The 26906-nt window shown below is 53.9% G+C and carries 26 protein-coding genes and 2 pseudogenes; 16 read left to right on the plus strand and 12 right to left on the minus strand.

The genetic code is table 11. The features are described 5' to 3' along the window. Nucleotides 1–272: 272 nt before the first annotated feature. From FNY10_RS11085 to FNY10_RS11095, 3 genes are read left to right on the plus strand one after another with little or no spacing between them, the layout of a single operon-like run. Complete coding sequence (locus tag FNY10_RS11085) at nucleotides 273–1358, plus strand: efflux RND transporter periplasmic adaptor subunit (protein ID WP_131047817.1); 1086 nt, start codon at nucleotides 273–275, stop codon at nucleotides 1356–1358. Then, on the plus strand, nucleotides 1358–4420 hold the full coding sequence (locus FNY10_RS11090) for an efflux RND transporter permease subunit (RefSeq protein ID WP_141964362.1): 3063 nt from the start codon (nucleotides 1358–1360) through the stop codon (nucleotides 4418–4420). The genes FNY10_RS11085 and FNY10_RS11090 overlap by 1 nt, the downstream gene beginning before the upstream one ends. A 38-nt stretch (nucleotides 4421–4458) precedes the next feature. Beyond that, nucleotides 4459–5382: an acyltransferase gene (locus FNY10_RS11095; protein WP_160704869.1), complete on the plus strand. Its 924-nt coding sequence runs from the start codon at nucleotides 4459–4461 to the stop codon at nucleotides 5380–5382. A 29-nt stretch (nucleotides 5383–5411) separates the two neighbouring features. Here FNY10_RS11095 and pagP read toward each other — a convergent pair whose 3' ends face one another. From pagP to FNY10_RS11115, 4 genes are all read right to left on the minus strand, one after another. Beyond that, complete coding sequence (gene pagP, locus FNY10_RS11100; protein ID WP_131047814.1) at nucleotides 5412–5987, minus strand: lipid IV(A) palmitoyltransferase PagP; 576 nt, start codon at nucleotides 5985–5987, stop codon at nucleotides 5412–5414. Nucleotides 5988–6052: 65 nt separating this feature from the next. Beyond that, nucleotides 6053–7564 (minus strand): alpha/beta fold hydrolase, encoded by a 1512-nt coding sequence (locus tag FNY10_RS11105; protein ID WP_160704868.1) that lies wholly within the window; start codon nucleotides 7562–7564, stop codon nucleotides 6053–6055. Between the two features lie 348 nt (nucleotides 7565–7912). Further along, the gene (dadX, locus tag FNY10_RS11110; protein WP_160704516.1) at nucleotides 7913–8983 is read right to left on the minus strand and encodes a catabolic alanine racemase DadX; all 1071 of its coding nucleotides are present in this window, start codon (nucleotides 8981–8983) and stop codon (nucleotides 7913–7915) included. Nucleotides 8984–8992: 9 nt separating this feature from the next. After that, on the minus strand, nucleotides 8993–10291 hold the full coding sequence (locus FNY10_RS11115) for a D-amino acid dehydrogenase (protein ID WP_160704514.1): 1299 nt from the start codon (nucleotides 10289–10291) through the stop codon (nucleotides 8993–8995). A 321-nt stretch (nucleotides 10292–10612) separates the two neighbouring features. On the opposite strand from FNY10_RS11115, the gene FNY10_RS11120 reads away from it, so the two are divergent. Beyond that, nucleotides 10613–12145, plus strand: coding sequence for a SpoVR family protein (locus FNY10_RS11120; protein ID WP_131047810.1), 1533 nt, complete (start codon nucleotides 10613–10615; stop codon nucleotides 12143–12145). Between the two features lie 55 nt (nucleotides 12146–12200). On the opposite strand, the gene fadR is transcribed toward FNY10_RS11120, so the two are convergent. Beyond that, nucleotides 12201–12920, minus strand: a complete 720-nt coding sequence (fadR, locus tag FNY10_RS11125; RefSeq protein WP_131047809.1) for a fatty acid metabolism transcriptional regulator FadR — start codon at nucleotides 12918–12920, stop codon at nucleotides 12201–12203. Between the two features lie 316 nt (nucleotides 12921–13236). Between fadR and dsbB the strand changes: the two genes are divergently transcribed. From dsbB to FNY10_RS11140, 3 genes are all read left to right on the plus strand, one after another. Next, a complete protein-coding gene (gene dsbB, locus FNY10_RS11130) occupies nucleotides 13237–13767 on the plus strand; it encodes a disulfide bond formation protein DsbB (RefSeq protein ID WP_100682362.1) in 531 nt (176 codons plus the stop codon). A 114-nt stretch (nucleotides 13768–13881) separates the two neighbouring features. Then, complete coding sequence (locus FNY10_RS11135; protein ID WP_131047808.1) at nucleotides 13882–14226, plus strand: DUF1971 domain-containing protein; 345 nt, start codon at nucleotides 13882–13884, stop codon at nucleotides 14224–14226. 241 nt (nucleotides 14227–14467) lie between these two features. After that, the gene (locus FNY10_RS11140) at nucleotides 14468–15016 is read left to right on the plus strand and encodes a hypothetical protein (protein ID WP_224742540.1); all 549 of its coding nucleotides are present in this window, start codon (nucleotides 14468–14470) and stop codon (nucleotides 15014–15016) included. A gap of 92 nt (nucleotides 15017–15108) precedes the next feature. Here FNY10_RS11140 and FNY10_RS26895 read toward each other — a convergent pair. After that, nucleotides 15109–15251, minus strand: a pseudogene (locus tag FNY10_RS26895) (DUF1778 domain-containing protein); the annotation flags it as partial. 152 nt (nucleotides 15252–15403) lie between these two features. On the opposite strand from FNY10_RS26895, the gene FNY10_RS11145 reads away from it, so the two are divergent. Beyond that, the gene (locus tag FNY10_RS11145; RefSeq protein ID WP_131047807.1) at nucleotides 15404–15907 is read left to right on the plus strand and encodes a DUF1003 domain-containing protein; all 504 of its coding nucleotides are present in this window, start codon (nucleotides 15404–15406) and stop codon (nucleotides 15905–15907) included. Between the two features lie 516 nt (nucleotides 15908–16423). Here the strand turns inward: FNY10_RS11145 and FNY10_RS11150 are convergent. Continuing rightward, complete coding sequence (locus tag FNY10_RS11150) at nucleotides 16424–18112, minus strand: thiamine pyrophosphate-binding protein (protein ID WP_160704512.1); 1689 nt, start codon at nucleotides 18110–18112, stop codon at nucleotides 16424–16426. A gap of 833 nt (nucleotides 18113–18945) precedes the next feature. Here FNY10_RS11150 and FNY10_RS11155 point away from each other — a divergent pair. Continuing rightward, complete coding sequence (locus tag FNY10_RS11155) at nucleotides 18946–19881, plus strand: LysR family transcriptional regulator (RefSeq protein ID WP_227699364.1); 936 nt, start codon at nucleotides 18946–18948, stop codon at nucleotides 19879–19881. Here the strand turns inward: FNY10_RS11155 and FNY10_RS27320 are convergent. After that, the gene (locus FNY10_RS27320; protein WP_416309069.1) at nucleotides 19849–19947 is read right to left on the minus strand and encodes a DNA/RNA-binding winged helix domain-containing protein; all 99 of its coding nucleotides are present in this window, start codon (nucleotides 19945–19947) and stop codon (nucleotides 19849–19851) included. The genes FNY10_RS11155 and FNY10_RS27320 overlap by 33 nt on opposite strands. 66 nt (nucleotides 19948–20013) lie before the next feature. Here FNY10_RS27320 and FNY10_RS11160 point away from each other — a divergent pair, with 66 nt between their 5' ends. Beyond that, nucleotides 20014–20793 carry a class I SAM-dependent methyltransferase gene (locus tag FNY10_RS11160; protein ID WP_160704508.1) on the plus strand — a complete coding sequence of 260 codons (780 nt, stop codon included), beginning with the start codon at nucleotides 20014–20016 and terminating at the stop codon, nucleotides 20791–20793. A gap of 328 nt (nucleotides 20794–21121) precedes the next feature. Beyond that, nucleotides 21122–21874, plus strand: a complete 753-nt coding sequence (locus tag FNY10_RS11165) for a PilZ domain-containing protein (RefSeq protein ID WP_202395490.1) — start codon at nucleotides 21122–21124, stop codon at nucleotides 21872–21874. A gap of 86 nt (nucleotides 21875–21960) precedes the next feature. Here the strand turns inward: FNY10_RS11165 and FNY10_RS11170 are convergent, their stop codons facing one another. Continuing rightward, entirely contained in the window at nucleotides 21961–22164 is a 204-nt protein-coding gene (locus FNY10_RS11170) for a hypothetical protein (protein WP_202395489.1), read from the minus strand. 31 nt (nucleotides 22165–22195) lie between these two features. Then, a pseudogene (locus FNY10_RS11175) lies at nucleotides 22196–22294 on the minus strand (SDR family oxidoreductase); the annotation flags it as partial. Between the two features lie 136 nt (nucleotides 22295–22430). On the opposite strand from FNY10_RS11175, the gene FNY10_RS11180 reads away from it, so the two are divergent. From FNY10_RS11180 to FNY10_RS11200, 5 genes are all read left to right on the plus strand, one after another. Beyond that, a complete protein-coding gene (locus tag FNY10_RS11180; protein ID WP_160704506.1) occupies nucleotides 22431–23237 on the plus strand; it encodes a MipA/OmpV family protein in 807 nt (268 codons plus the stop codon). A 9-nt stretch (nucleotides 23238–23246) separates the two neighbouring features. Next, nucleotides 23247–24362, plus strand: coding sequence for a serine hydrolase domain-containing protein (locus FNY10_RS11185; protein ID WP_160704504.1), 1116 nt, complete (start codon nucleotides 23247–23249; stop codon nucleotides 24360–24362). After that, on the plus strand, nucleotides 24349–24696 hold the full coding sequence (locus FNY10_RS11190) for a hypothetical protein (RefSeq protein WP_160704502.1): 348 nt from the start codon (nucleotides 24349–24351) through the stop codon (nucleotides 24694–24696). Before FNY10_RS11185 ends, FNY10_RS11190 begins: the two co-directional genes overlap by 14 nt. 190 nt (nucleotides 24697–24886) lie before the next feature. Beyond that, a complete protein-coding gene (locus FNY10_RS11195) occupies nucleotides 24887–25255 on the plus strand; it encodes a hypothetical protein (protein WP_227699365.1) in 369 nt (122 codons plus the stop codon). Between the two features lie 2 nt (nucleotides 25256–25257). After that, nucleotides 25258–25485 (plus strand): helix-turn-helix domain-containing protein, encoded by a 228-nt coding sequence (locus FNY10_RS11200; protein ID WP_100682354.1) that lies wholly within the window; start codon nucleotides 25258–25260, stop codon nucleotides 25483–25485. Between the two features lie 213 nt (nucleotides 25486–25698). Here FNY10_RS11200 and FNY10_RS11205 read toward each other — a convergent pair whose 3' ends face one another. Together FNY10_RS11205 and FNY10_RS11210 are read right to left on the minus strand one after the other, a co-directional pair. Continuing rightward, entirely contained in the window at nucleotides 25699–26145 is a 447-nt protein-coding gene (locus tag FNY10_RS11205; RefSeq protein ID WP_100682353.1) for a YcgN family cysteine cluster protein, read from the minus strand. Nucleotides 26146–26239: 94 nt separating this feature from the next. Beyond that, nucleotides 26240–26899, minus strand: a complete 660-nt coding sequence (locus FNY10_RS11210) for a fumarylacetoacetate hydrolase family protein (protein ID WP_131047797.1) — start codon at nucleotides 26897–26899, stop codon at nucleotides 26240–26242. Nucleotides 26900–26906: the final 7 nt, after the last annotated feature.

Consider the following 26906-nt stretch of genomic DNA (forward strand, 5'->3'; position numbering starts at 1 on the left):
CTACGACTATCCTCATAATCAGGAGCTGTAACGATTGCAAAAACCACCCCATAATTAGGTATATGAGGATTTACTAACTATATATCCATCACTAAAGGAGGAGCGATGTTTGGCTATAGTCTGTTTCGCCTGAGCCTGTTTATCGCCCTGGCAATCATTGCCTGTACGGCGACAGGATTATTCACCTATCTCGTCGTCTCTGCCCTGGCTGAATAAATCCGCCGGTTGTAACCAATATGTAAAATAAATCTTTTAGCTTTGCGGGGAATACAGTGAACCGTTATTTTTCTCTCATTCCTGTTGTTATTTTGATAACAACAGCTTGCGACCAGAAAGCGCCGCAGGTTACACCGCTGCCACGGATGGTGAAAGCCGCTGAGGTGACTGCGGTCGGGGATTCACAGCAGCGTGTTTTCCCCGCGCGCATCGAATCCGGGGACTCTACGGATCTCTCTTTTAAACGCGGCGGCCTGGTGGAATCGCTCGATGTGCGCCAGGGCGCCAACATTACGCAAGGACAGGTCCTCGCCCGTCTCAACGCGCGGGAAGCCCAACAGCGTTTCAATGAACGACAAACTGCCGCCACGCTCGCGCAGCGGCAGTTTGACCGCTTTCAGACCCTCGCCGGCCGCCAGGCTATTTCGCAAGCCGAAATGGACATTCAGCGCGCCAGCCGCGACTCGGCAAATGCCGCGCTGAAAATTGCCCGCGAAGAACTCGACCAGTTGACGCTAAAGGCGCCGTTTAGCGGGGTAGCGGCCAGCGTGCCGGTGCGCAATCACCAGGTGGTGGCCGCCGGGCAGACCGTGGTGACCCTGACGCGTAGCGATCTGCTCGACGTGGTCTTTAGCATCCCGGAAAATCTGTTTAGCGCCTTTGATATTCGCAACGCGCAGTATCGTCCGCTAGTGAAAATCAACGCCCTGCCGGATCGCCAGTTTACCGCCCAGTACAAAGAGCATTCCGGCAGCAGCGACAATCATTCCCTGACGTGGCAGGTGATTTTGACCATGCCGCGCCCGGCCGATTTCCCCGCGGTGGGCGGCGTCAGCGGGACCGTGACGGTGAATCTGGCGAATCTGCCCGCCAATACCGGTCGCGAGGCGCTGGTGGTGCCGGTTGAGGCGGTGTTCAATCCCGATAATCATCCGCGCAATGAGCCGCACGTGTGGGTGATTAAGGGCGATGGCGAACAGCTGCATCTTGAGGATCGCAAAGTGAGCGTCGGGCAGGTCACCACCCAGGGGGTGGTTATTACCGACGGGCTCAGCGCCGGCGAGCGCGTTGTGGCAGCTGGCGTAAGCGAACTGCATGCCCAACAGCCGGTTCGAATCTGGACGCGTGAACGAGGACTTTAATGGATATCTCTCGTCAGTTTATTAATAATCCCGTTCGCGTCTGGTTAACCATTCTGCTGTTGGGCATTGGCGGTATTTTCGCCCTGCTCAATATCGGCCGTCTGGAAGATCCGGCCTTTACCATTAAAACGGCGGTGGTCATTACCCACTATCCTGGCGCTTCGGCGCAACAGGTCGAAGAAGAGGTCACCCTGCCGCTGGAAAATGCCCTGCAACAGCTGCCTTATCTGGATAACGTCAGCTCTATTTCGTCCAACGGGCTCTCGCAGATTACGGTGAATATCGCCTCGAATTACCACTCCAACGAGCTGCCGCAAATTTGGGATGAGCTGCGGCGCAGAGTGGGCGATGCGGCCCGTCTGTTCCCTCCGGGCGTGGTCACCCCCTTCGTGAACGATGATTTCGGCGACGTGTTTGGCTTTTTCTTTGCCATTTCCGGCGACAGTTTTACCAATCCCGAGCTGGTCCGTTATGCCGAGCAGCTGCGTCGGGAACTGGTACTGGTGCCCGGCGTTGGCAAGGTCGCCATCGGCGGTGTACTCCCCCAGCAGATTAATATTGATATCTCTTTACCCAAAATGGCCGCCCGCGGCATTACGCTTAACCAGCTTTCCGCCATTCTCAGCCGCCTGAACGTCGTGTCCAGCGCCGGGGAGATTAAATCTGGCAGCGAGTCCATTCGCCTGCATCCGACCGGGGAATTTGAGAATATCGACGAACTGGGCGATCTGCCGATCAACCCGCACGGTACGGGGGCGGCAACCCGGTTACGGGATATTGCCACCATCTCGCGCGGCTTGAGCGAATCGCCGTCCAGCCTCTACCACGCCAACGGCCGTCAGGCGGTGACCATGGGCGTCTCGTTCATTCCCGGCGTCAACGTCATCGATGTGGGCCACGCGCTGGAGGCCAGGCTGGCACAAATGTCGGCGGAAAAACCCGCCGGGATTCACCTCGATCTGTTCTACGATCAGGCGGCTGAAGTCGGCCACTCGGTTAACGGCTTTATCACTAATTTCTTAATGGCGCTGGCCATTGTCGTCGGCGTTCTGCTGATCTTTATGGGCGTGCGCAGCGGTATTATTATTGCGTTTTCGCTGGCCCTCAACGTGCTGGGCACGCTGCTGATTATGTACCTGTGGGGCATTGAGCTGCAGCGGATCTCGCTAGGCGCGCTCATTATCGCCCTCAGCATGCTGGTCGATAACGCCATCGTGATTGTCGAAGGCGTGCTGATTGCCCGTCAGCAGGGGTCAACGCTGCTGACCGCCATCAACTACGTTATCCGCCGTTCCGCCCTGCCCCTGCTGGGGGCAACCGTGATAGCCATCCTCGCCTTCGCGCCTATCGGTCTGTCGCAGGACTCGACGGGGGAATACTGTAAATCGCTGTTCCAGGTGCTGCTCATCTCCCTGATGCTCAGCTGGTTCTCGGCGCTCACCATTACCCCGGTGTTGATCAAATGGTGGCTGTTTAAAGGCGCGGCATCCCCGACGCCAGCCGCTGAGGCCGATCCTTACCGCGGACGCTTTTACCGCAGCTATCAGCAGATCCTCAACGCCCTGTTGCGGCAAAAAACCGTCACCCTTACGGTGATGGCCGCGCTGCTGGTCGGCGCGGTCTGGGGATTTGGCTCGGTACGACAGAACTTTTTCCCGTCATCCAATACGCCTGTCTTCTTTGTGGACCTGTGGCTGCCCTACGGCACCGATATCGCCGCCACCGAAAAAATGACCAGCGATATCGAAACCGCGATTAACGGCCAGCCGGGCGTGGTCACTACCGTGGCGACCATCGGTCAGGGCAGCATGCGCTTTATCCTCACCTACAGCGGCCAGCGGCAGTACAGCAACTATGCGCAGATCATGGTGCGCATGGACGACCAGCGTAGTATTGACGCCCTCACTCGCCACGTCGATGCCTATATTGCGCGCCACTATCCGCAGGTCAACGCCAGCAGCAAGCGGGTGATGTTTGGTCCGTCCAGCGATAGCGCCATCGAGGTGCGTATTAAAGGCCCCGATCCCGACAGATTGCGACTGATAGCCAGCCAGGTCAGCACGATCCTTGCGGCGGATCCGGCCGTCGGCAGCGTGCGTAACGACTGGCAAAACCGCAGTAAAACGATCCGTCCGCAGTATTCGCCGGTCCTCGGCCGCGAGCTGGGGGTGGATAAGCAAGATATCGACAGTGCGCTGCAAATGAATTTCAGCGGTAGCCGCGTCGGGCTGTATCGTGAAGGCGCCGATCTGCTGCCGGTGGTGGTACGCCCGCCCGCCGCCGAACGTCAGGATGCTAACCATCTGAAAAACGTACTGGTGTGGAGCCAGAGCCGTCAGCAGTACATTCCGCTGAGCAACGTCGTCAGCGGCTTTAACCTCGAATGGGAAGACCCGTTAATTCTCCGCCGCGACCGCAGCCGCGTCCTCACGGTGATGAGCAACCCCGACCCGCTGAGCCATCAAACCCCGGGCGATATTCTGGCGCGAGTCCAGCCGCAAATTAACGCGCTCAGTCTGCCGCACGGCTACAGTATTGAGTGGGGAGGCGATGCGGAGAACTCCAGCGAAGCGCGGCAGGGGCTGTTCACCACCCTGCCATTAGGTTATCTGGTGATGTTCGTCATCACCGTGCTGATGTTCAGTTCGCTGAAAAATGCCGTTGCCATCTGGCTGACCGTGCCGCTGGCGCTGATCGGCGTGACGCCGGGCTTTTTAATCACCGGCATTCCCTTCGGCTTTATGGCGCTTATCGGTTTGCTTAGCCTGAGCGGCATGCTTATCCGTAACGGCATCGTGCTGGTTGAAGAGATTGAACAACAAAAACAGGAAAAACCGCAGCACGAGGCAATTATCTATGCGGCAACCTCGCGCTTACGCCCTATACTGCTCACGGCCTTTACCACCGTGCTCGGGCTGGCGCCGCTGCTGCTGGACGTCTTCTTCCAGAGTATGGCGGTGGTTATCATGTTCGGGCTGGGTTTTGCGACCATTCTGACGCTACTGGTTCTTCCGGTTATTTACGCCTGTTTTCACCCTAAGGATATGCGGCAACCACAATGAACACCACCGGGTTAAATATTATTAAAACGCTGGGATGCATGACGGCGGTCACCTTCTTTACCATCTATAACACCTGGGATCGGTATGATTACGACTATCACTGGATCCTCGGCTTTCTGACCTTTATCTCGACCATCGCCACGCCGCTGTTTTTTGTGGTGGCGGGCTATCTCGATGCTCAGTCCCGACATAACGCGAGCTGGCAGATGGAGAAAATTAAAAGCGTGGTGATCGTCTTTCTTTTCTGGATGACGATTTACTACCTCTTTGAGCCCTACCAGCGCGGCTATCTTATCCAGCCATGGTTTGTCTTCGCCTTTATCGTGATTTATACCTTCCACCCGCTGGTCGAGTGGCTAAGCCTGCGCAGAAGGGTCTTCTTTAGCGTGGTGTTTGTGTTACTGCTTTTCTGCTATGGCTACGACCTGCTGGCGGTCCTTTGGCCCAACGTTCATCCGCTAACTTTGCCACCGCAGTATCGTCTGTGGACCTGGCTGTTGTTCTATTTAACCGGCCAGCTGTTTAACGACCCGCTGGTGGTGCGCTGGCTTAACCGCGATAGCGTTATCAAAGCCACGATGTGCGCCATACCCTTTATTTATCTTTTCACCTGGTTTTACGAGCGTCATTTCTTTTTCGCCCTGTTCAAGGCCGACAGAAATGCGTTCATTCTCACCGGTTCACAAATTTATATTCTGGTAGTCGCGCTGGTGATTGCGGCCAACGGCGTCCGTTTCCGTAAAAACAGCGAGTTTAAAGAGAGTATCCTGGCGGCAGTCAGCAAAACGATGACCGGGGTTTATATCCTCCATTACTCCATTTTTCATCTGCTGAGCGCCCTTATCCCTATCGGTTCGCTGACCACAAAATTAATGCTGATTGTCCTGACGTTTGTCGTCTCGGTATTGATTTCAATGCTGGCGCTATCCCACTCCGTCGCTAAAAAAGTGATCACCCTTTAAATTACCGGCGCCCTCCCTGGCGGCCGGGTTTAAAAACCATAGCGCAGCCAGGCAAACAGGACGTTACCGTTATTGTAGGTGCCGGGAATATAGGTGAACTGTACGCTCAACCGCTGATAGCTTGCGGAAAATAAGGGCAGAATTATCGGTAAGGGGACGTAATTCGCGAAATCATCACGGGCGGTGATCCCGGCGGTCACGCCGAGGCCAAGGCGGAAATCCTGGCGGCTATCCAGATACCAGCCCTTCTCCCAGCCGTAGCCGATTATCGGCTGCCACTTGTTATGCGAATCCTTAAACATCATGGCGTACAGCGAACTCCAGTCGCCATCATCGTGATAGCGAGAGACGCCGAAGCCGCCGCCCCAGGGCATCTCATTGTAGTTGTCGGTTTTCTCTTTATCGTAGGTTAAGCGGTTGTGCCAGCTGAGAAACGGCAGATACAGGTCATAATTTTGCGGCTGATTCCAGGTTTGCGAAACATCATTTTTGAGCCAGTCCCACCAGCCGCTGATGCGCTGTTCACCGTAGACATGATCTTCAGCCTGGACCGCCGTAGCGCAAATAATCAGGGTACCCCACACCACCAGCCGACAATGTTGCATAGTTTTTTCCTTAAAAAAATCAACGTTAATCATTCAGCCCGAGAAATAAACGGAACTCCTGTGCATTATAATCCCGATTCAGGCGCAGACGGCAAAGCGCCGTGAATATGTTGCTCAATACGCGCCATCATAAACGGAAAGAACGGATTAGAGGTCACGCGCATCAGCGTATCCAGCCCTACGCTGAGGGTTGCGGTCTCTCCGCGCAGCGAAATGGTACCGATACTGATGCCGTAAAGGTTCTTCTCCGTCGGCTCGCGACCGTACAGAGAATCGCTCATCGGAAAAGGTACCGCGACGTGCGACAGCGAATACATATCCTGCGGCCACGCGATGTTCAGCCGCGTCACTTGCTCCTCTTGCGCGCCCGCTGGCGTGGTTCGCGCGACGGTATCGTACGTCGTGGACGAGGTATTGGTAATCACCGTTGTGCGATAGCGGCGCGGCGCTGGCGGCAGTAGCGTGTTGAGCGCAGAGTAGACCGCAGGTCGAAACAACGCGCGCAGATTCGCCGCCTGGTTGATATCGAAAACCACCAGCTCGCTGCCGTTTTCCGGCAAATAGCGATACAGCGACTCCACCACCGCCCTGGTTCTGACGGTGGAGTCCATCACCGACTGAAAAGTCAGCACCGGGGCCAGCGCAGCAAGCCGCTGGCTGCGGGAGTCCTCGACAATTTTCTCCTGCAGCGCCTGGGTTAACAGCCACGACTGTCGGGCCGCCTTCACCGGAAATGAATTGTATTTATAAGGATTAAACTCAGGCGCCACGTTAAGCCATGCCGCGCGCGCAAAAGCGGGAAACACCGCCGGTAGCCCCGTCAGCCCGGCAAAGCGGGCAAATGCGGTCACCCCGATCATCGGCGACAGCAGGACTATCTGCTGCGGCTGAGACAAGGCGTTATCATCCAGCGCGTCGAGCGCATATTTCAGCGCCAGCGCGCCGCCGTTGGAATAGCCGATAACATGCAGCGGGACGTTCGCCCCGGCCAGTCGGGTGGCTTCGCGTACCGCCAGTCGCGTTGCCGCCATCCACTGCTGCCAGTCAACGGCGGTGAGCGAACCCGGCGCAGTACCGTGCCCCGGCAACCTCGGCACCACGGCAACGAACCCCTGCTGCTGGTAGGCTTTTGCCAGATAGCGCACGCTGTATGGCGAGTCCGTCAAGCCATGAAGCAACACCGCGGCGCCGCGCGGCGTCCCTGCGGGCAACAGCACAAAGGAGCGATTCCAGTCGGGCTGAAACTGTTGCGGATAGACCTGGCTTTGGGCATAAAAACGATTAAGCGGCGTTTTTTCATCATCCTGAAGCGCATTGGTCAGCTGACTTCTCATCTGGCGAAAAATCGTCTCTTCTCGCGCCAGATAGCCAGCGAAGGTCGCGTGGTCAATCTCCGTCGCCGACATTTCATCAGCAGCCCAGGTATGCCACGGATGCAGGGCGGGCCCACGCTGCGTTTCGTAAATACGCCCGGCCATAAAAACGGTCACCACGATAAGCAGAGCAATCGCTATTTTTTTCACCAGCGAGGCCACTTTTGAACCGGCTTTAATCAGAGGGCGGGTAAAACTCATCATTGGCATATCGCTGTCCGTTTTGTTTTCTGTACATGACGACCGTTGGCTCGCTGGGGCATTGTAGTCATGTGATGGAGGTTGTTTCCAGACCTCGTCAGTCGCTGATGTTACCGTCGGCGTTAAGCAGATCGTAGCAGGCAACGGAATCGAATCAAGGAGCAGGCGCGATTGCGAAGAGATCGTCGATGGTCAGGCGGAGGTGCGCAATATGAGGGTGCGAAGAGGAGCCGCGCGGCCGACATCCGGCTGACGGGGTGTTGCTTGAGAGGGGTTAGCGGAAAGCCAGAACTCCGGCCGCTGCCGGAAATTCTGGCTGATAAGCCCGGCCAATGACGCCGTTTACGGAAGTTACCCTGTCACGACCGGAACGCGCGGCGCCAGCGCGCACATTAATTCATAGCCGACGGTGCCGCAGGCGCTGGCGACATCATCAATTTTGATCTCCTTGCCCCACAGCTCGACCGGCGCGCCGATCCCGGCCTGCGGGCAAGGCGTTAGATCGACCGCCAGCATATCCATTGAAACCCGGCCCACCGTGTGGGTCCGAACGCCGTCCACCAGCACCGGCGTACCGTCCGGCGCCACGCGCGGATAGCCGTCGGCGTAACCGCAGGCCACAATCCCAATACGCTGCTCGCCGGACGTCCGATACCGCCCTCCGTAGCCAACCACCTCGCCCGCCTGCAGATTCTGCACGGCGATGATTTCGCTGCTGAGCGTCATTACCGGCTTGAGGCCGCTGTTGGCGACATCCTGCCATTGCCCGGAAGGCGATGCGCCATACAGCACAATACCCGGTCTCACCCAGTCGAAATGGGCTTCAGGATGCCACAGCGTCGCCGCCGAGTTCGCCAACGAACGCGGGCAATCGAGCCCTTCCGCCGCCTGCTCGATGCGGCGCATCGGCTCAATAATACCCTGCGGATTTTCCGCATCGGCAAAATGCGACATCAGCGTCATGGCGCTGACGTTATTCAGCACCCGCAGCTGCTGCCAGACGGTATGGAGGCGATCCGGCATAAAACCGAGTCGATTCATCCCGCTGTTGACCTTGACGTAGATATCCAGCGGTGCGTGGAGCTTCGCCTGCTGCAGCGCCTTAATCTGCCAGTTGCTGTGCACGCTGGTGGTCAGGCGGTATTTATCAAATAGCGCCAGCTCGTCGGCATGGAAGAACCCCTCGAGCATCAGAATCGGCCCTTTCCAGCCGTGCTCGCGCAGCAGAATCGCCTCTTCAAGGTTGAGCATCGCGAAGCCATCTGCGCCGCTCAGCGCGCTCCAGACGCGCGACAGGCCATGACCATAGGCGTTGGCTTTCACCACCGCCCACAGGCGCGAGGCGGGAGCCGCACGCCGGACAATCTGCAAATTCTGCCGCAAGGCCGGCAAATCAATGCTGGCCAATACAGGACGGGACATGAAGACTCCTTAGTTATGAACACCGTGCAGATGCTGAGGGCGTGCCGGCGTAAAACCGGGGCTATAGCGCGCGACGGCCAGATCATCATACGGGATGGCCGGTGTACGGCCGGAGATCAAATCGCTGAGCAACTGCCCGGAACCGCAGGCCATCGTCCAGCCCAGCGTGCCGTGCCCGGTGTTCAGCCACAAATTCTTATACGCCGTGCGGCCCACCACCGGCGTGCCGTCCGGGGTCATCGGACGCAGCCCGGTCCAGAACGTTGCCTGCTCAACGTGGCCACCGCGCGGGAACAGATCGCGGACCACCATCTCCAGCGTTTCCCGGCGCGGCTTCAGCAGCTCTTTATTAAAACCGACGATTTCCGCCATCCCGCCCACGCGGATGCGCTGGTCAAAGCGGGTAATGGCGATTTTGTAGGTTTCATCAAGAATAGTCGAAACCGGCGCGCCGTCTTCCTCGGCAATCGGAATGGTCAGCGAATAGCCCTTCAGCGGATAGACCGGAATGTCCACCAGCCCTTTCAGCATCGCGGTTGAGTATGAACCAAAGGCCATCACATAGGCATCGCCTTTGATGATTTCAGCGCCGCATTTTACACCGGCAATCTGTTCGCCTTCATACAGCAGCGCATCCACCGGCGTATTAAAGCGGAAGGTGACGCCCGCCTGCGCCGCCATGGCCGCCAGGCGGGTGGTAAACAACTGGCAATCGCCGGTTTCATCATTGGGCAGACGCAGACCGCCGGTCAGCTTGTGGCTGACTTCGGCCAGCGCGGGCTCCACTTCCAGCAAACGCTTCGCTTCCAGAAGCTGGTATGGAACGCCGGCATCTTCCAGCACGGCGATGTCGCGAGTGGCGTTTTCATACTGTTTTTCGGTACGGAACAGCTGCAATGTGCCGCCCTGGCGGCCCTCATACTGGATCCCGGTGCTTTCGCGCAGCGCTTTCAGGCAGTCGCGGCTGTATTCCGCCAGACGCACCATCCGCCCTTTGTTCTCCATATAATGGCGGGTATCGCAGTTGCGCAGCATTTGCCACATCCATTTCAGCTGGAACGGAGTGCCGTCAAGACCGATAGCCAGCGGCGCGTGGCGCTGGAACATCCATTTGATGGCCTTCAGCGGCACGCCCGGCGCCGCCCACGGCGCAGCATAGCCCGGGGAAATCTGTCCGGCGTTAGCGGCGCTGGTCTCTTCCGCCGCCCCGGGTTGACGATCGATAACCGTCACTTCGTGACCCGCCTGACTTAAATACCATGCACTTGCAACCCCAACTACCCCACTTCCCAGTATGACGACTCGCATAGCGACTCCGTAATAGTTAAAGAACAATCATCTGATTACAAATTGATAACTCAGATGAAAATATTATTCAACATACGCTTTATTTATGGTGACTTAACTCACAGCAAACCGCACCAGCACTGACCCCATAGATTTACTATCTCGTGCTGCGCTTCATTTTTACTCAGAATAATATTCTGCAAATATGGATTAACCAGGCCTTTAAGATTGCGAAATCGCGAAGAAAAGAAATTGTCGGGAGGCGCAGTTTGTCGTCCCCTGTTCTATGCTTGATAAGAGGCTTTCCGTACAGAGAGAGCCACCTACAACGAGGGCGCGCTAATGGCTACGATTGATTCCATGAACAGGGACACCACTCGTTTAAGCGATGGACCCGACTGGACTTTTGAACTGCTGGAAACCTACCTTGCCGAGGTTGACCGGGTAGCGAAGCTGTACCGTCTCGACACCTATCCGCACCAGATCGAAGTCATTACGTCCGAGCAGATGATGGACGCCTACTCCAGCGTCGGCATGCCCATCAACTACCCGCACTGGTCGTTCGGTAAGAAGTTTATCGAAACCGAGCAGGCGTATAAACACGGTCAGCAGGGACTGGCCTATGAGATTGTCATTAACTCCAATCCCTGCATCGCCTATCTGATGGAGGAAAACACAATAACCATGCAGGCGCTGGTCATGGCCCATGCCTGCTACGGCCATAACTCTTTTTTCAAAAACAACTATCTGTTCCGCAGCTGGACCGACGCCAGCTCGATCATTGACTATCTGATTTTCGCCCGGAAATACATTACCGACTGCGAGGAGCGCTACGGCGTTGATGAGGTTGAGAAGCTCCTCGACTCCTGTCATGCCCTGATGAACTACGGCGTCGATCGCTACAAACGCCCGCAAAAAATCTCGTTGCAGGAGGAGAAAGCGCGGCAGAAGAGCCGGGAAGAGTATCTGCAAAGCCAGGTGAATATGCTGTGGCGCACCCTGCCGAAGCGGGAAGAAGAGAAGACCATTGAGTCGGCCCGCCGCTACCCTTCAGAGCCGCAGGAGAACCTGCTGTACTTTATGGAGAAGAACGCGCCGCTGCTGGAACCGTGGCAGCGCGAAATCCTGCGTATCGTGCGCAAGGTCAGCCAGTATTTTTATCCGCAAAAACAGACCCAGGTGATGAACGAAGGGTGGGCCACCTTCTGGCACTATACGATCCTCAATCATCTTTATGACGAAGGGAAAGTGACGGAGCGCTTTATGCTGGAGTTTCTGCACAGCCACACCAACGTGGTGTTCCAGCCGCCCTATAACAGCCAGTGGTATAACGGGATTAACCCCTACGCCCTCGGCTTCGCCATGTTCCAGGACATTAAGCGTATATGCCAGTCGCCGACCGAAGAAGACCGCTACTGGTTCCCGGATATCGCCGGCTCGGACTGGCTGGAAACGCTGCATTTCGCCATGCGTGATTTTAAAGATGAGAGTTTTATCAGCCAGTTCCTGTCGCCGAAGGTCATGCGCGATTTCCGCTTCTTTACGGTGCTGGATGACGATCATCATAACTACCTGGAGATCTCCGCTATCCATAACGAGGAGGGGTATCGGGAGATCCGCTCGAAGCTGTCCGCCCAGTACAATCTCAGCAACCTTGAGCCGAATATTCAGGTGTGGAGCGTCGATCTACGCGGCGACCGCTCACTGACGCTGCGCTATGTGCCGCACAATCGCGTCCCGCTGGATAAAGGGCGTCGGGAAGTGCTCAAGCACGTCCATCGTCTGTGGGGGTTTGATATCCTGCTGGAACAACAAAATGCCGATGGCAGTATCGAACTGCTGGAGCGCAGCCCGCCGCGCCAGAACGCGCTGTAAAACGATGAAAAAATGCCCGACAGCTTGCCGGGCATTTTTATCGTAGCCGTGCGCCTTAACGCATACCGATGACTAAATCACCCGGCATGGTTTTCTGCATCCGGTGCCAGATCTCGCCGCTGTCATGACCGTAGCGACGGACAATCTCGTAAACCTTCTCGTGCAGCCCCTCTTCGCATACTTTCGTCAGCTGATGATAGAAGCCCAGCGCCAGGCTGCGCGCTTCCGGGTTGGCGAAATAGTGACGCCCGATGCGGGTATACAGCCCTTTCATTCCGTTAAGGATCAGGCCATAAATCGGGTTACCGGAGGCGAATGCCAGGCCGCGGAAAATGTTGTAATCCAGCTCGGCGAACGCGTCGGCGTGATCTGCAACTTCACGCGCGCTGGCCAGCACGTCCAGCGCCTTATCGGGATGCTGGCGGAACGCAGTGCGGATGAAGATAGTAGAGATGTTGGTACGTACCGACAGCAGGTTATCGATCAGCTGCGGAACGCTGTCATGATCAAGACGCGCCAGGGTTTCGAGAATATTCAGCCCGGACGTTTCCCAGAAATTATTCACCTTCGTCGGTTTGCCGTGCTGAATCGTCAACCAACCGTCGCGGGCCAGACGTTGCAACACTTCGCGTAAGGTAGTACGGGTTACACCAATCAGTTCAGAAAGTTCACGTTCGGCGGGAAGGATGGTGCCTGGGGGAAAACGATTATTCCAGATACTTTCAATGATGTACTCTTCCGCGAAACCCGCAGGGCTTTGCGCCTTAATGACCATAATTAGATTTCCATTACACAGCGTTGCAAATTCCACTCATCATACCAGAGCCGTTATAGAGCAGATAGCGCCTGGAAGTAATTAAAAGGGGATCGCCGTTTCATTTTCAACTTTTCGTTACCCCCCCGCCATGGGGGGAATGCCGGGCGAAGTCAGTTGCCTCGCGGCGGCCTTCCCTCCGCCTTCCTCGATGCGCTGAGCGTGGCGGCGGTGGCGGAATCAAAACTCTTTTACGTAATATTTTCGGGCTTGCTGCTGGCGTCGGTTCGGTTTTCGTTTACACTGCCATGATTTAGCTTGTTCCAGGGAAATAACTATGTTGCGATATTTAAACCAGTGCTCAAGGGGACGCGGAGCCTGGCTCCTGATGGCGTTAACCGCTTTTATCCTTGAATTAGTCGCGCTGTGGTTCCAGCATGTGATGTTGCTGCAACCTTGTGTGATGTGTATTTATGAACGTTGTGCGTTATTAGGCGTTATGGGCGCCGGTATTGTCGGGGCCATCGCGCCGAAAACACCGCTGCGCTATGTGGCGCTGGCTATCTGGCTGTACAGCGCGCTGCGCGGACTACAGCTGTCATGGGAACACACTTTGCTTCAGCTGCACCCCTCCCCGTTCCAGACCTGCGATTTCGCCGCCCGTTTTCCGACGTGGCTGCCGCTGGATAAGTGGATCCCGCAGATGTTCGTCGCCAGCGGCGACTGCTCCGTTCGTCAGTGGGAGTTTCTGACGCTGGAGATGCCGCAGTGGCTGGTGGGGATCTTCGCCGCCTATCTGCTTGTGGGGCTGCTGGTGCTGATTGCTCAGCCTTTCAAACCTAAAAAACGCGATCTTTTCGGCCGCTAAGTCGGTGAGAGTAAAACGCTCCTTCAGGGAGCGTTTTTTTTGCCTGTTGATTGACGATACCGCCCTTAAAGATGCATATTTAATGCATCTTATATATCCACTAAGGAGCTGACGATGTCTCACCTGCGTATTCCTGCTCACTGGAGAGTTAAACGTTCCACCCCGTTCTTCACTAAACAGAACGTCCCCGCCGCCCTGCTCAGCCACCATAATACCGCCGCCGGCGTCTTCGGCCAGCTGTGCGTGATGGCAGGAACGGTCATCTACTATGGCTTTGCTGATGAACAGGCGACCGAGCCGGAAGTGAAGGTGGTGATTAACGCCGGTCAGTTTGCCACCAGCCCGCCGCAGTACTGGCATCGCATCGAGATGAGCGATGACGCGCAGTTCAATATCAACTTCTGGGTTGAAGAAGAGAGCGATGGCGAAAACGGACTGTTTCACGCCAGAAAAGCCTGAACCAGCCATCCCGGTAGCGTCAGCCCGGAGGCCATTGAACAGGCCTCGTCGTGAGGGCAGGAGATGTCTACCGGGGTGGGTTCAGCCCGTACATGACTCTGAGATGTCTGTTAAACCTGTCATCATCCCCCCCTATCCCGTAGCGCGTCTCCCTGACATGCCGAAATATGCTAAAATTTATACAGCGGAAACCGAGGATAAGCTGAGATATTTTTCAGTACCTTAGTCAAGGTGAGGGAGTATGGATAGTGTGAGATACAAACAGGATATCCGGAAACGATATTCCACATGGCTGTGGTGCGGAAGTTTATATTTGGTTTCATGGCATTGTTCTGCCGATGAAATAAACCTGTACTCAATAAATACCGGCTCATACGTTTATCATTTAACGCACAATCACGGGCAGTATACTGAAAATTTTGAAAATAACTTTATCTCCGTTGAGCGAAAATTCTCGGATGACTCAAAAAATAGCTTTGTTTTAGGCACAATGAAAAACAGCTTTAATGACCGATGTCTGGCTGCCGGCGTAAGAAGAGATTGGGTCGGCTGGGATAACGGCTGGGTTTTCAAAGGGATATATGGATATGTCGGTGAGTTTTTCTTTGACGCTTTCAGTGATTGCGGCGATCATGGCTCATACCATGACTTTAAGAAAGTAACAGGAATAGGTTTTTCTCCCTATATATATCATGGGTTCCAGTATAATTTTACGTCTTATTTTGGGATGGATGTCGGTATTATCATACCCTCAGTATTTGTCATTACGGCCCAATGGAGCTTTCGATAAATTCGACAGCCGCTCTGCTGCAAGCAATCGTCGGTACAGTGTCCGCTCCTGTATTTATCGCGCACCGCCTCTCCACTGACCAACTCACCGAGCTTTCTTTGCAATAGTTTATGCGTGACGGGATCATCCTTGACCGGAGCATCGGGCATATTGATGAACTCTGCGTACTGTTCGGGGTTAACCTTGAATACACGGCCGCAAGGCTCAGGTTCTCCGCAGCCTGACAGGCCATGGGTACCAGTGCAACCGTAAGCGAGTATTATATGCAGTCGCTATAGCTAACGTATAACATACTTAGCGTATCTTCTCGTATGACAGGGCTTCAGCTCTCACTGAGGCCTAAAATTTGGCGGTCCGGCAAATTCCTCCAACAGGATAGTTTTTGATATGCATACAGATAAAAAATTTCGTTTATATCGCCCCTTAAAAGGGATTACGCATACTTTCGGCGATGAATGGTTTGCGTTGAAAGCAGAAGCCTTCGCGCGTTTTTTTGGTACGCCGACATTTCTGATTGGACAGACTATCGCGGTGATCGTGTGGATTGTTCTGAACGTTGCAGGCGCCGTGAAGTTTGACCCCTATCCCTTTATTTTACTCAACTTGGCATTCAGTATACAGGCTGCTTATGCAGCTCCGCTGATCCTGTTGGCGCAAACCCGACAGGCAGAACGCGATCAGGCGCATGCGCTGGCGGATGCGCAACACCGCGAAGATCTGGATGACGCCATGACGAAGCGCCAGATGCTCGCTGAGGAGCAGTCAGTACAACTGTTGGAATTACTGAAACAAAATACGCAGTTGACGGAACTGACCCGGCAAATGGCCGAGCGTATCGAAACGCTCACCGTGCAGCTTGCGCAGCGTGAATTTCACGGACAACAGAAATAAATGGGTTCTTCAGCGGGCAGCCCGGGCAGTGATAACCCAGAACCGCAAGGTTGTATCTGGACAATACTGGCCTTAGCAACGCTTTTTAAAGCTTCCTGTAAGGATGACATTCGTCAGCCAAAACCGGAAAGCGCCGGGGTTTAGTCGGGACGACCTTATGCGGATGTTCAGCGGCGACTGTAACGAGCTTATCGCGTCCCCGCCTTAAAAGTGGCCCGCAGGCTGTTGCTGCGCTATTGAGCCTTATTGCTGAAGCCTGATATATCACGGGAAAGCCAGCAAGCAGGTTAACAGCGCTAAAGCACCATGCGCAGGTCTTCGAACATGACGACCAATGGCATCCGCCGCCGCGGGAATAGCTGCGGCGGCGGACCTGTAAATGGGTTAAATGATAAGCGGGTGAAAAACAGGGGCCAATCCACTCGCTGTCAGCAACTCCCGGTGCGCGTAATGCCTCCTTCAAAAAATCTTCACACCACGGCGGTCGTTGCTGACCGCCCCCCAATCCTGGGCGAGTTAGCTGGTGCTGACCATAATCTCAATCAACCCTGGTTTTCCGCTGGCGATTGAGGCCTCAATGGCTGGCGCAATATCCGCGGCGCGGCGAATGCACTGTGTTGTTAACCCCATGGAGATCGCCAGCGCCTGGTAGTCTATCTTCGGCTGGGCGATATCCATGGCGACAAAAGTATTGGTCTGCGCGGAGGTATAGTGCTGCTGGCTGCGCATAAAATTTTTCAGAATGTTGTATTCCTGATTATTCATCACTACAAAGGTAACCGGAAGGTTTTCATGCGCCGCGCTCCACATCGCCTGCGGTGAGTACATGGCAGCCCCATCGCCAACCAGGCATACCACCGGTTGACGACCGCGCCCAAGGCAGTAACCAATAGCTGCCGGCATCCCCCAGCCCAAAGCCCCGCCGCGCATAAAACCGTACTGGCCGGCCTGATCGCTGGAGAGAAACTGGCGCACCAGCGAAGAAACGCATAATGCCTCATCCACAATCGCCACATCCGGGCCGATCGCACGCACCGCCTCATGGGCGGCCACCAGCGGAGCGATCGTCGGTAGTCCGAACTTCGCCTGCACCTCTTTCTCCAGCGCTTCGCGCGCCCACTGCTTCTCATCCCGCGCTCGCGCAATCAGGTCGTTATATCGTTCGCGCTGCGCGGCCGTGGCGTTCTCCAGCATCGGCAACATCGCGTTGAGCGATACCTTGATATCTCCTACTACCGAGAGCCGCGTCGCATAAGATCGCCCAAGATCGTTCACGTCCGCAGAGAGTTGGTACACCGCGCAATTATCCGGCACGGCCGGGCCTTCACTGTAGAGAATAGTAATTAACGACTTCCCGCCTAAAGCAAAAATTGCCTGATAGTTTTGCAGGATCCCGGCGATGCCGCGCGCCGTGGTGGGCATATTGCCACGCCACAGAGGGTGTGATGTCGGAAAAGGGATGCGTGAAGGCCAGGATGAACCGTAAACGTGCGCGCCCAGGAGCTCAGCAACCTGCTGAGTCTCCGCTGAAGCGTGACTGCTGTAAATCTCATCACCGGCAATCAGAGCCACTTTACCGGGTTGATATCCTGCCAGGAGCTTCGCGAGATGCGGTAGCGAGCCGCCTGTCGCTCGTCGATCTATCTGCGAGGGTTCGCCAATCGCGACATCGCAAAGCTCATCCATAATGTCCATGGGTAGCGCGAGAAATACCGGTCCGCCTGGGGCGGCATTCGCGTCGTGAAATGCCCGCCGGATCAGCACCGGCAGCTGGGCCGCATTAGAGACGTTCTCCGCCCATTTCACCGCGGGGGCCGCGATGCTGAGCAGATCGTCATACAAGAGCGGATCGCTGATGGCGTGGCGCGTATCCTGTTGCCCGGCCGTCACCACCAGCGGCGTTTGTGAAACCTTCGCGTTAAGCAGGTTGCCCATGCCGTGCCCCAGCCCCCCTGCCGTATGCAAATTGAGGAACCCCGGTTTTCCCGATGCCTGGGCATAGCCATCTGCCATCGCTACAGCGCTGGCCTCCTGCAGGGCAAGAATATATTTCAGTGCCGGATTACGTAACAGAGCGTCAATCAACGGTAATTCAGTTGTGCCTGGATTGCCAAAAATGTACTCCACCCCTTCGCTGGATAGGGTTTCCAGCAGAACATCTGCTCCGCGTCGACGTTGCAGCGCGGCCGTCGTGATAACACTCATCGCTTTGACTCCATTGATTGTTGTTCTTCGCCAGTGCCGGTAGCACGGTGGACCACAGCCCCTTTCGCTCCTACTGCGGCATCTGGTTGAGACGAAACTCAAATACCGTGTAGCCACCTTAAAATAGTCCTTTCCGCCTTTGCTGGCGATGGCCCTATGACGTTGCGGGTACAAAAACAATGCCACCGAGGATCGCGCATCGTCATTCTCTTCAGGCGTCGCCTGCAAAAGATAGCGTATTAACCGTTCGGCCAGAGTGTGTTGTAGGGCGGCGCGCAGGTCTGAACCGGGACCCAAAGCCGGGGGAATGGTTCCCCGGCTTGGGACACGGCCCGATGCCGGGAAATAATTTGTCCAGCATCTCCCCTTTCAATACCACAGCATTGCGTATTTTATCGGGAGTGGTTCCTATCTCCGCTGCAAATTTCTGAAATTGTTTATTCTGTGAGGGTTGAATAAAGAGGTTTGCCGATTTAAAGCGCTAATCGACGATAACGTCGATATTCCGCTTATCCAGCTTTTCCTGTCGTAGCCGTTAACACCAGAATGGTTGTAGCTCGTAGCACATTAACAAATAAAACAGACATAAAATCACCTTATCATATAATTTAGATAGCGACCGATAACGTTCAAACGTTTCCTGGCGTGGTGAGTATCAATGATTAAAATTTAATGACAGTTCATAATTTTTCATCCATTAGTTTGAATGTATATTTATTTTATTTTCGAAACAGGAGGTTAAAGAGTTTTGTGTCCGACAACTCCATGGCTTAAATTTATGCCGCATGATATTGGTGGACTAATGATATGTAAAATATATAATTAGTTGTACGATGATATTTTTTTCATACCTGGAAGAGGTTACCTTGGAACTTCGCCATCTGAGATATTTCGTGGCTGTTGCAGAAGAAGAGCATATGACCCGTGCGGCTCAACGCCTCGGTATTCAGCAACCCCCCCTGAGTCAGCAAATACGTGACCTGGAAACTGAACTGGGTGTTGAATTGTTTGAGCGCGCACCACGCCGGATCAAACTGAATACAGCCGGGGCAGTGTTTCTGGTCAAAGCACGCCAGTTGCTGGCACAGGCCGATGAAGCGGTGCTGCATGTCAGGAAAAGTGCGCGGGGAGAGCTTGGTCATATCGCCGTGGGTTACACAAGCTCAGCCGCAATGCATGAAGCGGTACCTGCACTGCTGAAAGCCTTCGGCACGCATTATCCCCTTATTACTCTGAGTGTCACTGAGAACAATACGCGAACATTGCTGGAAGCCGTCAGGGAGCAGAAACTGGACGCCGTATTCGTGCGTTCGACGGTCACGCGCTATCCCTCATTACTCTCGGTTTTGCTGGATGAAGAGCCCATGGTAGCGGCTTTTCCTGTGGATCATCCGATGGCGAGCGTGGCAGGACCAATGAGTATGGATATGCTCCGCGATCAGCCCTTTATACTGTACCGCCAGGCAGATGGGCCCGGCGTGCAGGACCGATTGCTGGCAGCGTGCCGATCAGCCGGGTTTGAATTGAACGTGACTGAAGAAGTTCCTCGTCTGCTCTCAGCGGTGACCCTTGTTGCTGCCGGAAAAGGGGTCTCCTTGTTGCCCCAGACGCTGAAATGCATTCTGAACAGAGACGTGGTATACCGGCCGCTGGCTGGCGAGCACGCTTTTACCACACCTCTTACCCTTGCTTACCGTGAAACACCCTCAGATTCGCCACTCGGCCGACTGGTGAGCTTAGCCAGAGAGCGAGGACTCAAGCCGCGCTGAAGAATGTCCGGGACTGAGCGGGTTCTTATTATGATACTTTTTTAGTATTAAAATAGAACTTTTAATATATTTTACAGCTCATCAATTCCCCTCTACCCTATTCCCGCCTCATACAACGAAGGAGGGGGAAATATGAATATCGACTTCCATTCAGAGCAAAATAAATACACTTATACAGGAAGGACGGCTCATGAAGACTGGACGAAAACCATTGTTCAGTTGATATCCCCTCAGGGCCTGAGGGTAGCTGACATTGGCTGTGGCGGAGGAATTTACTCCGCAGCCTGGGCAAACCTGGGGGCTGCGGAAGTGATCGGTATCGACTTCTCTGCGCAAATGGTAACAGCAGCAAACGAACACCGCCGCAACGGCCTTAATGTCTCTTTCCGGCAAGGCACAGCAGAGCATACCGGACTGGCCCCGGAAAGCGTGGATATCGTTTTTGCGCGCGCGCTGATTCACCACCTCCCTGAACTGAACGGCTGCTTTTCTGAAGCGTTCCGGGTACTCACCCCCGGAGGTCACGTGATCATACAAGACCGGACGCCAGAGGATGTGCAGATCCCTGGCTCGAAGGATCACATCAGGGGTTACTTTTTTGCGCTTTTCCCTCGACTCACAGCAATGGAGATTCAGCGCAGGCCGCAAAAGCAACGGGTATGTGATGCTCTAAAAGCGGCAGGTTTTACCGGTATTATATCCGTGACCGTCTGGGAGACACGGCGAACCTATGAGCACTTCGAACAGTTGGCGCAGGATTTACGGATGCGTACAGGCCGATCCATTCTGCATTATCTGAACGATGATGAACTCGACCAGCTTATTCATCATATCGAACAACACATTGCAGGTTCCGGGCCGATCGTCGAAAAAGATCCGTGGACAATATGGTTTGCCAGCAAAGAAGCCTAATCGCCTGGCCACCAGGATAATTTCTGACAGACCCACAACGTGGTCTGTCAGCCGCCAGATGTGTAATTTCATACCAGTGCGCCACGGCGGGTTTCAGCACGAATACAGCTTTAGGCATGAGGATCCCGTTCGTTGATAGCATGAGAATGTGCGATGGTCTCTAAGAGAGAGACTTATTTTAATAAGACACACACCATATAAATAATAAGGATATAATATTTATTTTACTCTCGCTATAAACGGTAAAACTCAACGCGGCATCAATATCTTTTTATTTAAAAAAACACAGGATGACACTATGATTTTTAATGGTATATATAACTAAAGCATGAAAAAACATGATAAAAAAAATGGTGTCAGCGCACTATCAGAAGATAATGTGTCAGAAGGGTTTTCTAAAAATGCTAAATACGAAATCCTCGCGATTCTGCGAGAGGAACTCAGAATTCAATCAAAAGTATACTTATACTGCAATGGAGAACGCTGGCAAACAACCCTCAAAAGACTTGACGGCTCCACCGGTTATCTCAACTTACCATTCTCGCCGTTTCTGTCATCGGCAAAGGCTGGCTATTACTTTATTATTTATAGCCCAACAGGCAAAATAGAGTTTACGACAAATAGTCTTTTTTTGGATAGCGCGGAGGGAATATACTTTTTTATTCCTGATACTATAAGCGTAGTCCAGCGCAGAATACCTTATAGAATAAAGGTAGATTTTAATGCCGGATTCTATTGTTCTGGCCGCTACAAAAATGGTACGACTTACAAATACGAATTAAATGATATCTCTGCCGGGGGATGCTCTTTTATATCCCCTCAGCCATTATCTTCCTTTATCAAAGAAGGCAATAACTTAAGCAATGTTGAGTTGAATCTTGGCCCTTATGGAAAAATCATCACTCATTTAAAAATAAAAAACATCCTGCCGGTGAACGATTATGAAGAGCAGAATGAAGGAAATTTTAAGGTATCATGCATGTTTTTATTTAGCGACAAGAAATGTCAAAGTAAAACAGAAAACATCGTTTTCCAGTTACTCATTGAAAGCAAATTAAAAATGAAACGTTTTTTAATCTGACTGACTTTATTATATCGCAGGGAAATATCGGATAAATATAGCCGGTAAGAACGACCGTTGCTCTCCCCGCTGTAAACAGGGCCAGTCTAAACTAAAGTCTCCGGTCTTTTGGCCCAGGTTTGCACAGGATCATCCCAGTAAAGCACCAGCGCCTCTCTGTAAGCCATACCCTGCTCCTGCGCCCAGCCAATAATTTGTTGAAAACCAACCGGCACCGTTTCGTTCCATGGCCCCCCAACGCGCACACAAACGATGCTCCTGGGAAGCGCATTTTCAAACCGTAAACTCATCACTCCTCCACACCATTATTGAAATAAACGTTTATAAACGCAGCAACCCGCCATCAACCACGTACTGGCTGCCCGTGACATAACTCGCATCATCAGATAACAAAAATAGCGCCACAGCGGCCGCTTCCTCCTGTACCCGTCTCCCAACCAAACCACGTTGTACTCGTCATGAAGATTAAAGTAAAACAATAAAAACTTATTGTAAAACGATAAACAACAGGCTAGCCTGCATCCACTTCAACCACCTTTGCCAGGAGAGGCATCGAATGAAAAGCAGTCTGCAACAGGGTGTTTTGTTCTCAGCGTTACTGATTTGTGCGCCGATACACAGCGCAGAGTTGTCCGGTTTTGCCGGGCTGGGCGTCAGCGCCCAGCCTATTTATTCGGGTTCAAACCACACGGCAGTGGAACCACTGCTGAAAGCGGGCGTGAATCTTCATAGCGAAAACTGGGGGTTGTTCGGTCTGTCTACCGACGGGCTGATATGGGGACTGACGCCGGACTCGCCCTTCAGCGTGAGCTTGCTATTAACGAAAGATGAAGCGCGAAAAGAGGTGTTTAACTACACGTTTTCCGGCGGTAAAAACCGCGATCTGCAAGGGATGGGCAACCTGTCAGCCGCAGTGATGGCTGGAGCAGACCTGCGCTACCAACAACAAAACTGGACGTTGTGGTTGCGACTGTTAGCCGCCACTGAAAATCAGCGTTATGGCGACGAATCTCCCGGCAGAAGCGTAATCATCACCAGCGGCGTGGAAACAGTGCTCTGGCGCTGGCAGCGTGCCGCGCTCTCGGTCGGCGGTGACATAAGCTGGGCGAACAGCGCCTACCAGCAGCGCCACTACGGCGTGACGACGCACCAGGCACAACGCACCGATTTTGAATTTTATTCCCCTTCATCAGGTTTCCAGCAAGGTGGTTTGTATGCCGAACTGGTGTGGCATTTCGATAAAAACCTGGCGGCAGGATTGACCAGCCGGGCGCAGTACCTGTTCGATAAAGCGGGGAGCAGCCCTCTGGTGGACAGCCGGATGCAGTACACCTTGTCGTCACTGATCCAGTACACATTCTGAGGCCGCGCCATGAACAAATGTCACTTTCGCAGCCACGCGCGGTTGCTCGCTGCGGGCACGGTATTTATCTCACTGATTACCGCTGGTATTTACCTGCAACCCGGTTTCAGCACCCCGTCTCTTCGCCAGACGGGAGATGCCAGTATGGCGTCATTTTTAACGCCGTTATTGAAAGGATCGCGAGGCAGCGTCGCCGCCGCGCTAATCACGCCACGCGGAGTTCAATACGCACTCTGGGACAGTGATTACAACAAGCAATATGAAATCGCCAGCCTGACCAAAACCATGACCAGCAGTTTACTCATGGAGGCATTTCGTCGGGGTGAAGCGACAGCGCAAACGCGCGTCGGCGAACTTATTCCTGAAATCAGCGGCCCGGCGCGAGAAATAACTCTTGAGCAACTGGCATCACATCGCTCTGGCCTGCCGCCGTTGGCCTCATCGCTGCGCCAGAAGATCCGGATAATCAGCCGGATAATCCTCCGTGAAAATTTCTGGGAGTATGACGAAAAATCGGTTATCGAAATGGTGAATCATACCCACTTAACCGCGCCCGCCAGGTTTGATTACTCCAACACCGGCTACGCCTTGCTGGGCCTGGCGCTGTCGCGAGCAGCAAATCAGCCTTTTACTACGCTATTGCAAACACGGGTTTTTGCGCAGGCGAAAATGGCAAATACCGTTGTTGCCGAAGAGTTAACCCCCGACACATCCACGTTTCACCACGGTTGGGCGGTGTCCGGGTTTGCCGAAGCGCCATGGATACAGCGCGCGTTTACACCGGCTGCCGGCGTACGCTCGACTATCATCGACATGGCGCATTATGCGCAGACTTTATTGGCCGGCGGCCTTGCCGGTAGCGCGGCAATGCCGCCACGCTTTTCCACTGACGATGCAGATTCACGCGTGGGTTACGCCTGGTTTACCACCCGCATTCATGGGCGGGACATCACCTGGCACGATGGTGAATCCTCCGGTTTTACCTCCGCCATAGCGTTCGATCCGCAGCAGCAATCGGCAGTGGTGATCCTCTCAGATACGGCCTGGCCCGTTATTGGTCCGGCCATACGCCTGTTGTTAACGCAGACGCCGGCTAAAATGGAAGCGCATCATGAACTGGATTGATATGTTGTGGGCAATATTAACCTTTGTCTCGGTCATTCTGTTTATTTGCGGCTCATGGGTTGCGCATTACAAAATACGGCTGTTGAACTACATCATGCTGGCTTTGATTGTCATTTATTGTGCCGAAATGATGCAGACAATCACGCATCTGACCATGACCGGTTACCTGTTCAGAATGTTGACATGGACCGTTCAGGCCTCATTTATCACCATAAGCGTTTATCGCGTATGGTCAGAACCCTGGTTAAGGCGCGGCCCGCGTGTGCTGGCGGGTGGCAAGATTGCCATTTCGCTGCTACTTATGTCATGCTTAAGCATGCTGATTTTAAAATAGAATCCTTAATTCAGGAAGGTCCAAAGTGAAAGGTGTACGAAATAAACTCAGTCTGGTGTTTATCTCAGGAATATTGCCGCTCTTTTTCATCTTCGCCTTAATTACCCCCCTGTGGTTATATTTTTCCGGTGAGTCGTTTTTTATTTCCAGCATGCTTAAATTTGCCGAAATGCAGCCAGAAAGCCAGCCAATGGCTACCGTATCACCGCTTAACTCGTTACTGCTATTGATTATTCTGTATGTTCCCGTTGGGTTGTTCGCTTTCGCTATCTGGCAGGGAATGCAAGTGATGCGCCTGGTGGGCAAACGGCAAATCCTCAGCCTGGCGCTGGCGCGTTGTGTGCGTAATATTGCGTTGATGATGCTAAGCCTTGGCATGATCTTACCGGTGTGCCGCTTTTTAATACCGCTGGTCGTCTGGTCGCCGGAAAAATATTTCCAGGTCACCGTGATGATTGGCGATGTGATTCTGTTGCTCAGCGGCGGCTTGTTATTTGTGACGTTTCACGCCATGCTCGCGGGGATCAGAGCGGAAGAAGAAACCAGGGAGTTTATCTGACTATGGCTGTGGTGGTTCATCTGGACAAACTGTTGGTAGAGAAAAAAATGACGTCCAGATCGCTGGCGGCTTTTATCGGTATTACTGAGCAAAATCTCTCGCTGCTCAAGTCCGGCAAAGTAAAGGGGATCCGTTTCGATACGCTGGCCAAGATTTGCGAAGCCATGGAGTGTCAGCCCGGCGACATTATCTCCTGGGAACCCGACCCCGCGACACCCGATGGAGAGTAACGCACAGACAGGCGTTTTGCCGACAATAAAAAACCGGCAACACCGCTGCTGTCGGCTTTTTTATCTGCACAGAGGGTTAACTACGTTGGCGGCAAAGGGAGGGTGGATAACCACCGTCATCAAATGGCAATGCTCAATGCAAATTACGCGGTTTGCCCCGGCGATGTCCCAGGCAAAAAATCAGTAACCACTTTCCCCGTGCCTCTTAATGCCTCACTGCGCCCAGTCGGGCTTATTGAGGATATGGTCCTGCCAGTCGCGCACCGTCTCTTCTTTTACCGCAATATGGCGCACGGAGATGCGTTCGCCGTGCATCGCCGCTTTCGAGCCGCTAAGCAGCGGGTGCCAGTGCGGCAGAGGCTGCCCTTCCGCCAGCAGACGATAGGCGCAGGTCGGCGGCAACCATTCGAACGTCGGCAGATTGTCGCGCGTCAGTTTGATGCAGTCCGGTTCATACTCGAAACGTCGTTCATAGTTACGGCACTGGCAGGTTTTAATATTTAACTGACGACAGGCGACGTTGGTGAAATAGATCTCATCCGTATCCTCATCCATCAGCTTATGCAGGCAGCACTGTCCGCAGCCGTCGCACAGTGATTCCCACTCTGCATCGGTCATTTCATCGAGTGTTTTGTGTTGCCAGAAAGGTTGTTCGCTCATAGGGGATATCCGTCATTGCCATTCAGGGTGCACCTTATAACCAGTCTGGCACGCTGATGCAAGTTTTGCCGCCGGTAAAGGCGGCAAAAGGTCGTTACAGTACGCGGGTGGTGAGCGTCAGACCATTAAAGCCAACGTCCAGTTCATCGCCGCTGCCGAGCGGCCCGACGCCTTCTGGCGTGCCGGTCAGGATGATATCGCCGGCTTTGAGCGTAAAGAAGCGCGACATATAGGCAATCAGCGGGACGATTTTATGGATCATATCAGCCGTCGTTCCCTGCTGGCGAACGCTGCCGTTCACTTTCAGGCTCAGCGGGGTATTTTGCGGGTCGCCATGAAATTCCGCCGCCGGGATAAAACCGGATACCGGGCAGGAATTATCAAAGCCCTTGGCTTTTTCCCACGGCTGGCCGGCTTTTTTCATCTTGCCCTGCAGATCGCGCAGGGTAAGATCCAGCGCTACGCCGTAACCGGCGATCGCTTTCAGGACGTGTTCTTCCGTCGCCTGGCGCAGCGTACCGCCAATCAGCACCGCCAGTTCAACTTCATGATGCACCGAACCCAATCCTTCGGGGAGCACCAACGGCTGGCGGATATCGCATAGTGCCGTCTCAGGTTTAATAAACAGCACCGGTTCTTCCGGCATTGCACTGCCCATTTCCTTAATGTGGTTTGCATAATTGCTGCCCACGCAAACGACTTTACTTACCGGGTAATCCAGTAATGCTCCCTGCCAGTTATGATGTTGGTACATTATTTTC

The sequence above is a fragment of the Klebsiella sp. Lac1 genome (assembly GCF_009825425.1).
Taxonomy (GTDB): domain Bacteria; phylum Pseudomonadota; class Gammaproteobacteria; order Enterobacterales; family Enterobacteriaceae; genus Klebsiella; species Klebsiella electrica.

What these genes read in the sequence shown, in the direction of transcription:
- FNY10_RS11195 (WP_227699365.1), top strand. Translation starts at nt 24,887, where the DNA reads ATGGCTACCGTATCACCGCTTAACTCGTTACTGCTATTGATTATTCTG.
- FNY10_RS11170 (WP_202395489.1), bottom strand. Translation starts at nt 22,164, where the DNA reads ATGAGTTTACGGTTTGAAAATGCGCTTCCCAGGAGCATCGTTTGTGTG.
- FNY10_RS11165 (WP_202395490.1), top strand. Translation starts at nt 21,122, where the DNA reads ATGAAAAAACATGATAAAAAAAATGGTGTCAGCGCACTATCAGAAGAT.
- FNY10_RS11090 (WP_141964362.1), top strand. Translation starts at nt 1,358, where the DNA reads ATGGATATCTCTCGTCAGTTTATTAATAATCCCGTTCGCGTCTGGTTA.
- FNY10_RS11205 (WP_100682353.1), bottom strand. Translation starts at nt 26,145, where the DNA reads ATGAGCGAACAACCTTTCTGGCAACACAAAACACTCGATGAAATGACC.
- FNY10_RS11185 (WP_160704504.1), top strand. Translation starts at nt 23,247, where the DNA reads ATGAACAAATGTCACTTTCGCAGCCACGCGCGGTTGCTCGCTGCGGGC.
- FNY10_RS11160 (WP_160704508.1), top strand. Translation starts at nt 20,014, where the DNA reads ATGAATATCGACTTCCATTCAGAGCAAAATAAATACACTTATACAGGA.
- FNY10_RS11115 (WP_160704514.1), bottom strand. Translation starts at nt 10,291, where the DNA reads ATGCGAGTCGTCATACTGGGAAGTGGGGTAGTTGGGGTTGCAAGTGCA.
- FNY10_RS11190 (WP_160704502.1), top strand. Translation starts at nt 24,349, where the DNA reads ATGAACTGGATTGATATGTTGTGGGCAATATTAACCTTTGTCTCGGTC.
- FNY10_RS11135 (WP_131047808.1), top strand. Translation starts at nt 13,882, where the DNA reads ATGTCTCACCTGCGTATTCCTGCTCACTGGAGAGTTAAACGTTCCACC.
- FNY10_RS11200 (WP_100682354.1), top strand. Translation starts at nt 25,258, where the DNA reads ATGGCTGTGGTGGTTCATCTGGACAAACTGTTGGTAGAGAAAAAAATG.
- fadR (WP_131047809.1), bottom strand. Translation starts at nt 12,920, where the DNA reads ATGGTCATTAAGGCGCAAAGCCCTGCGGGTTTCGCGGAAGAGTACATC.
- FNY10_RS11210 (WP_131047797.1), bottom strand. Translation starts at nt 26,899, where the DNA reads ATGTACCAACATCATAACTGGCAGGGAGCATTACTGGATTACCCGGTA.
- FNY10_RS11155 (WP_227699364.1), top strand. Translation starts at nt 18,946, where the DNA reads ATGATATTTTTTTCATACCTGGAAGAGGTTACCTTGGAACTTCGCCAT.
- FNY10_RS11120 (WP_131047810.1), top strand. Translation starts at nt 10,613, where the DNA reads ATGGCTACGATTGATTCCATGAACAGGGACACCACTCGTTTAAGCGAT.
- pagP (WP_131047814.1), bottom strand. Translation starts at nt 5,987, where the DNA reads ATGCAACATTGTCGGCTGGTGGTGTGGGGTACCCTGATTATTTGCGCT.
- dadX (WP_160704516.1), bottom strand. Translation starts at nt 8,983, where the DNA reads ATGTCCCGTCCTGTATTGGCCAGCATTGATTTGCCGGCCTTGCGGCAG.
- FNY10_RS11095 (WP_160704869.1), top strand. Translation starts at nt 4,459, where the DNA reads ATGACGGCGGTCACCTTCTTTACCATCTATAACACCTGGGATCGGTAT.
- FNY10_RS11145 (WP_131047807.1), top strand. Translation starts at nt 15,404, where the DNA reads ATGCATACAGATAAAAAATTTCGTTTATATCGCCCCTTAAAAGGGATT.
- FNY10_RS11150 (WP_160704512.1), bottom strand. Translation starts at nt 18,112, where the DNA reads ATGAGTGTTATCACGACGGCCGCGCTGCAACGTCGACGCGGAGCAGAT.
- FNY10_RS11180 (WP_160704506.1), top strand. Translation starts at nt 22,431, where the DNA reads ATGAAAAGCAGTCTGCAACAGGGTGTTTTGTTCTCAGCGTTACTGATT.
- FNY10_RS11140 (WP_224742540.1), top strand. Translation starts at nt 14,468, where the DNA reads ATGGATAGTGTGAGATACAAACAGGATATCCGGAAACGATATTCCACA.
- FNY10_RS11105 (WP_160704868.1), bottom strand. Translation starts at nt 7,564, where the DNA reads ATGATGAGTTTTACCCGCCCTCTGATTAAAGCCGGTTCAAAAGTGGCC.
- dsbB (WP_100682362.1), top strand. Translation starts at nt 13,237, where the DNA reads ATGTTGCGATATTTAAACCAGTGCTCAAGGGGACGCGGAGCCTGGCTC.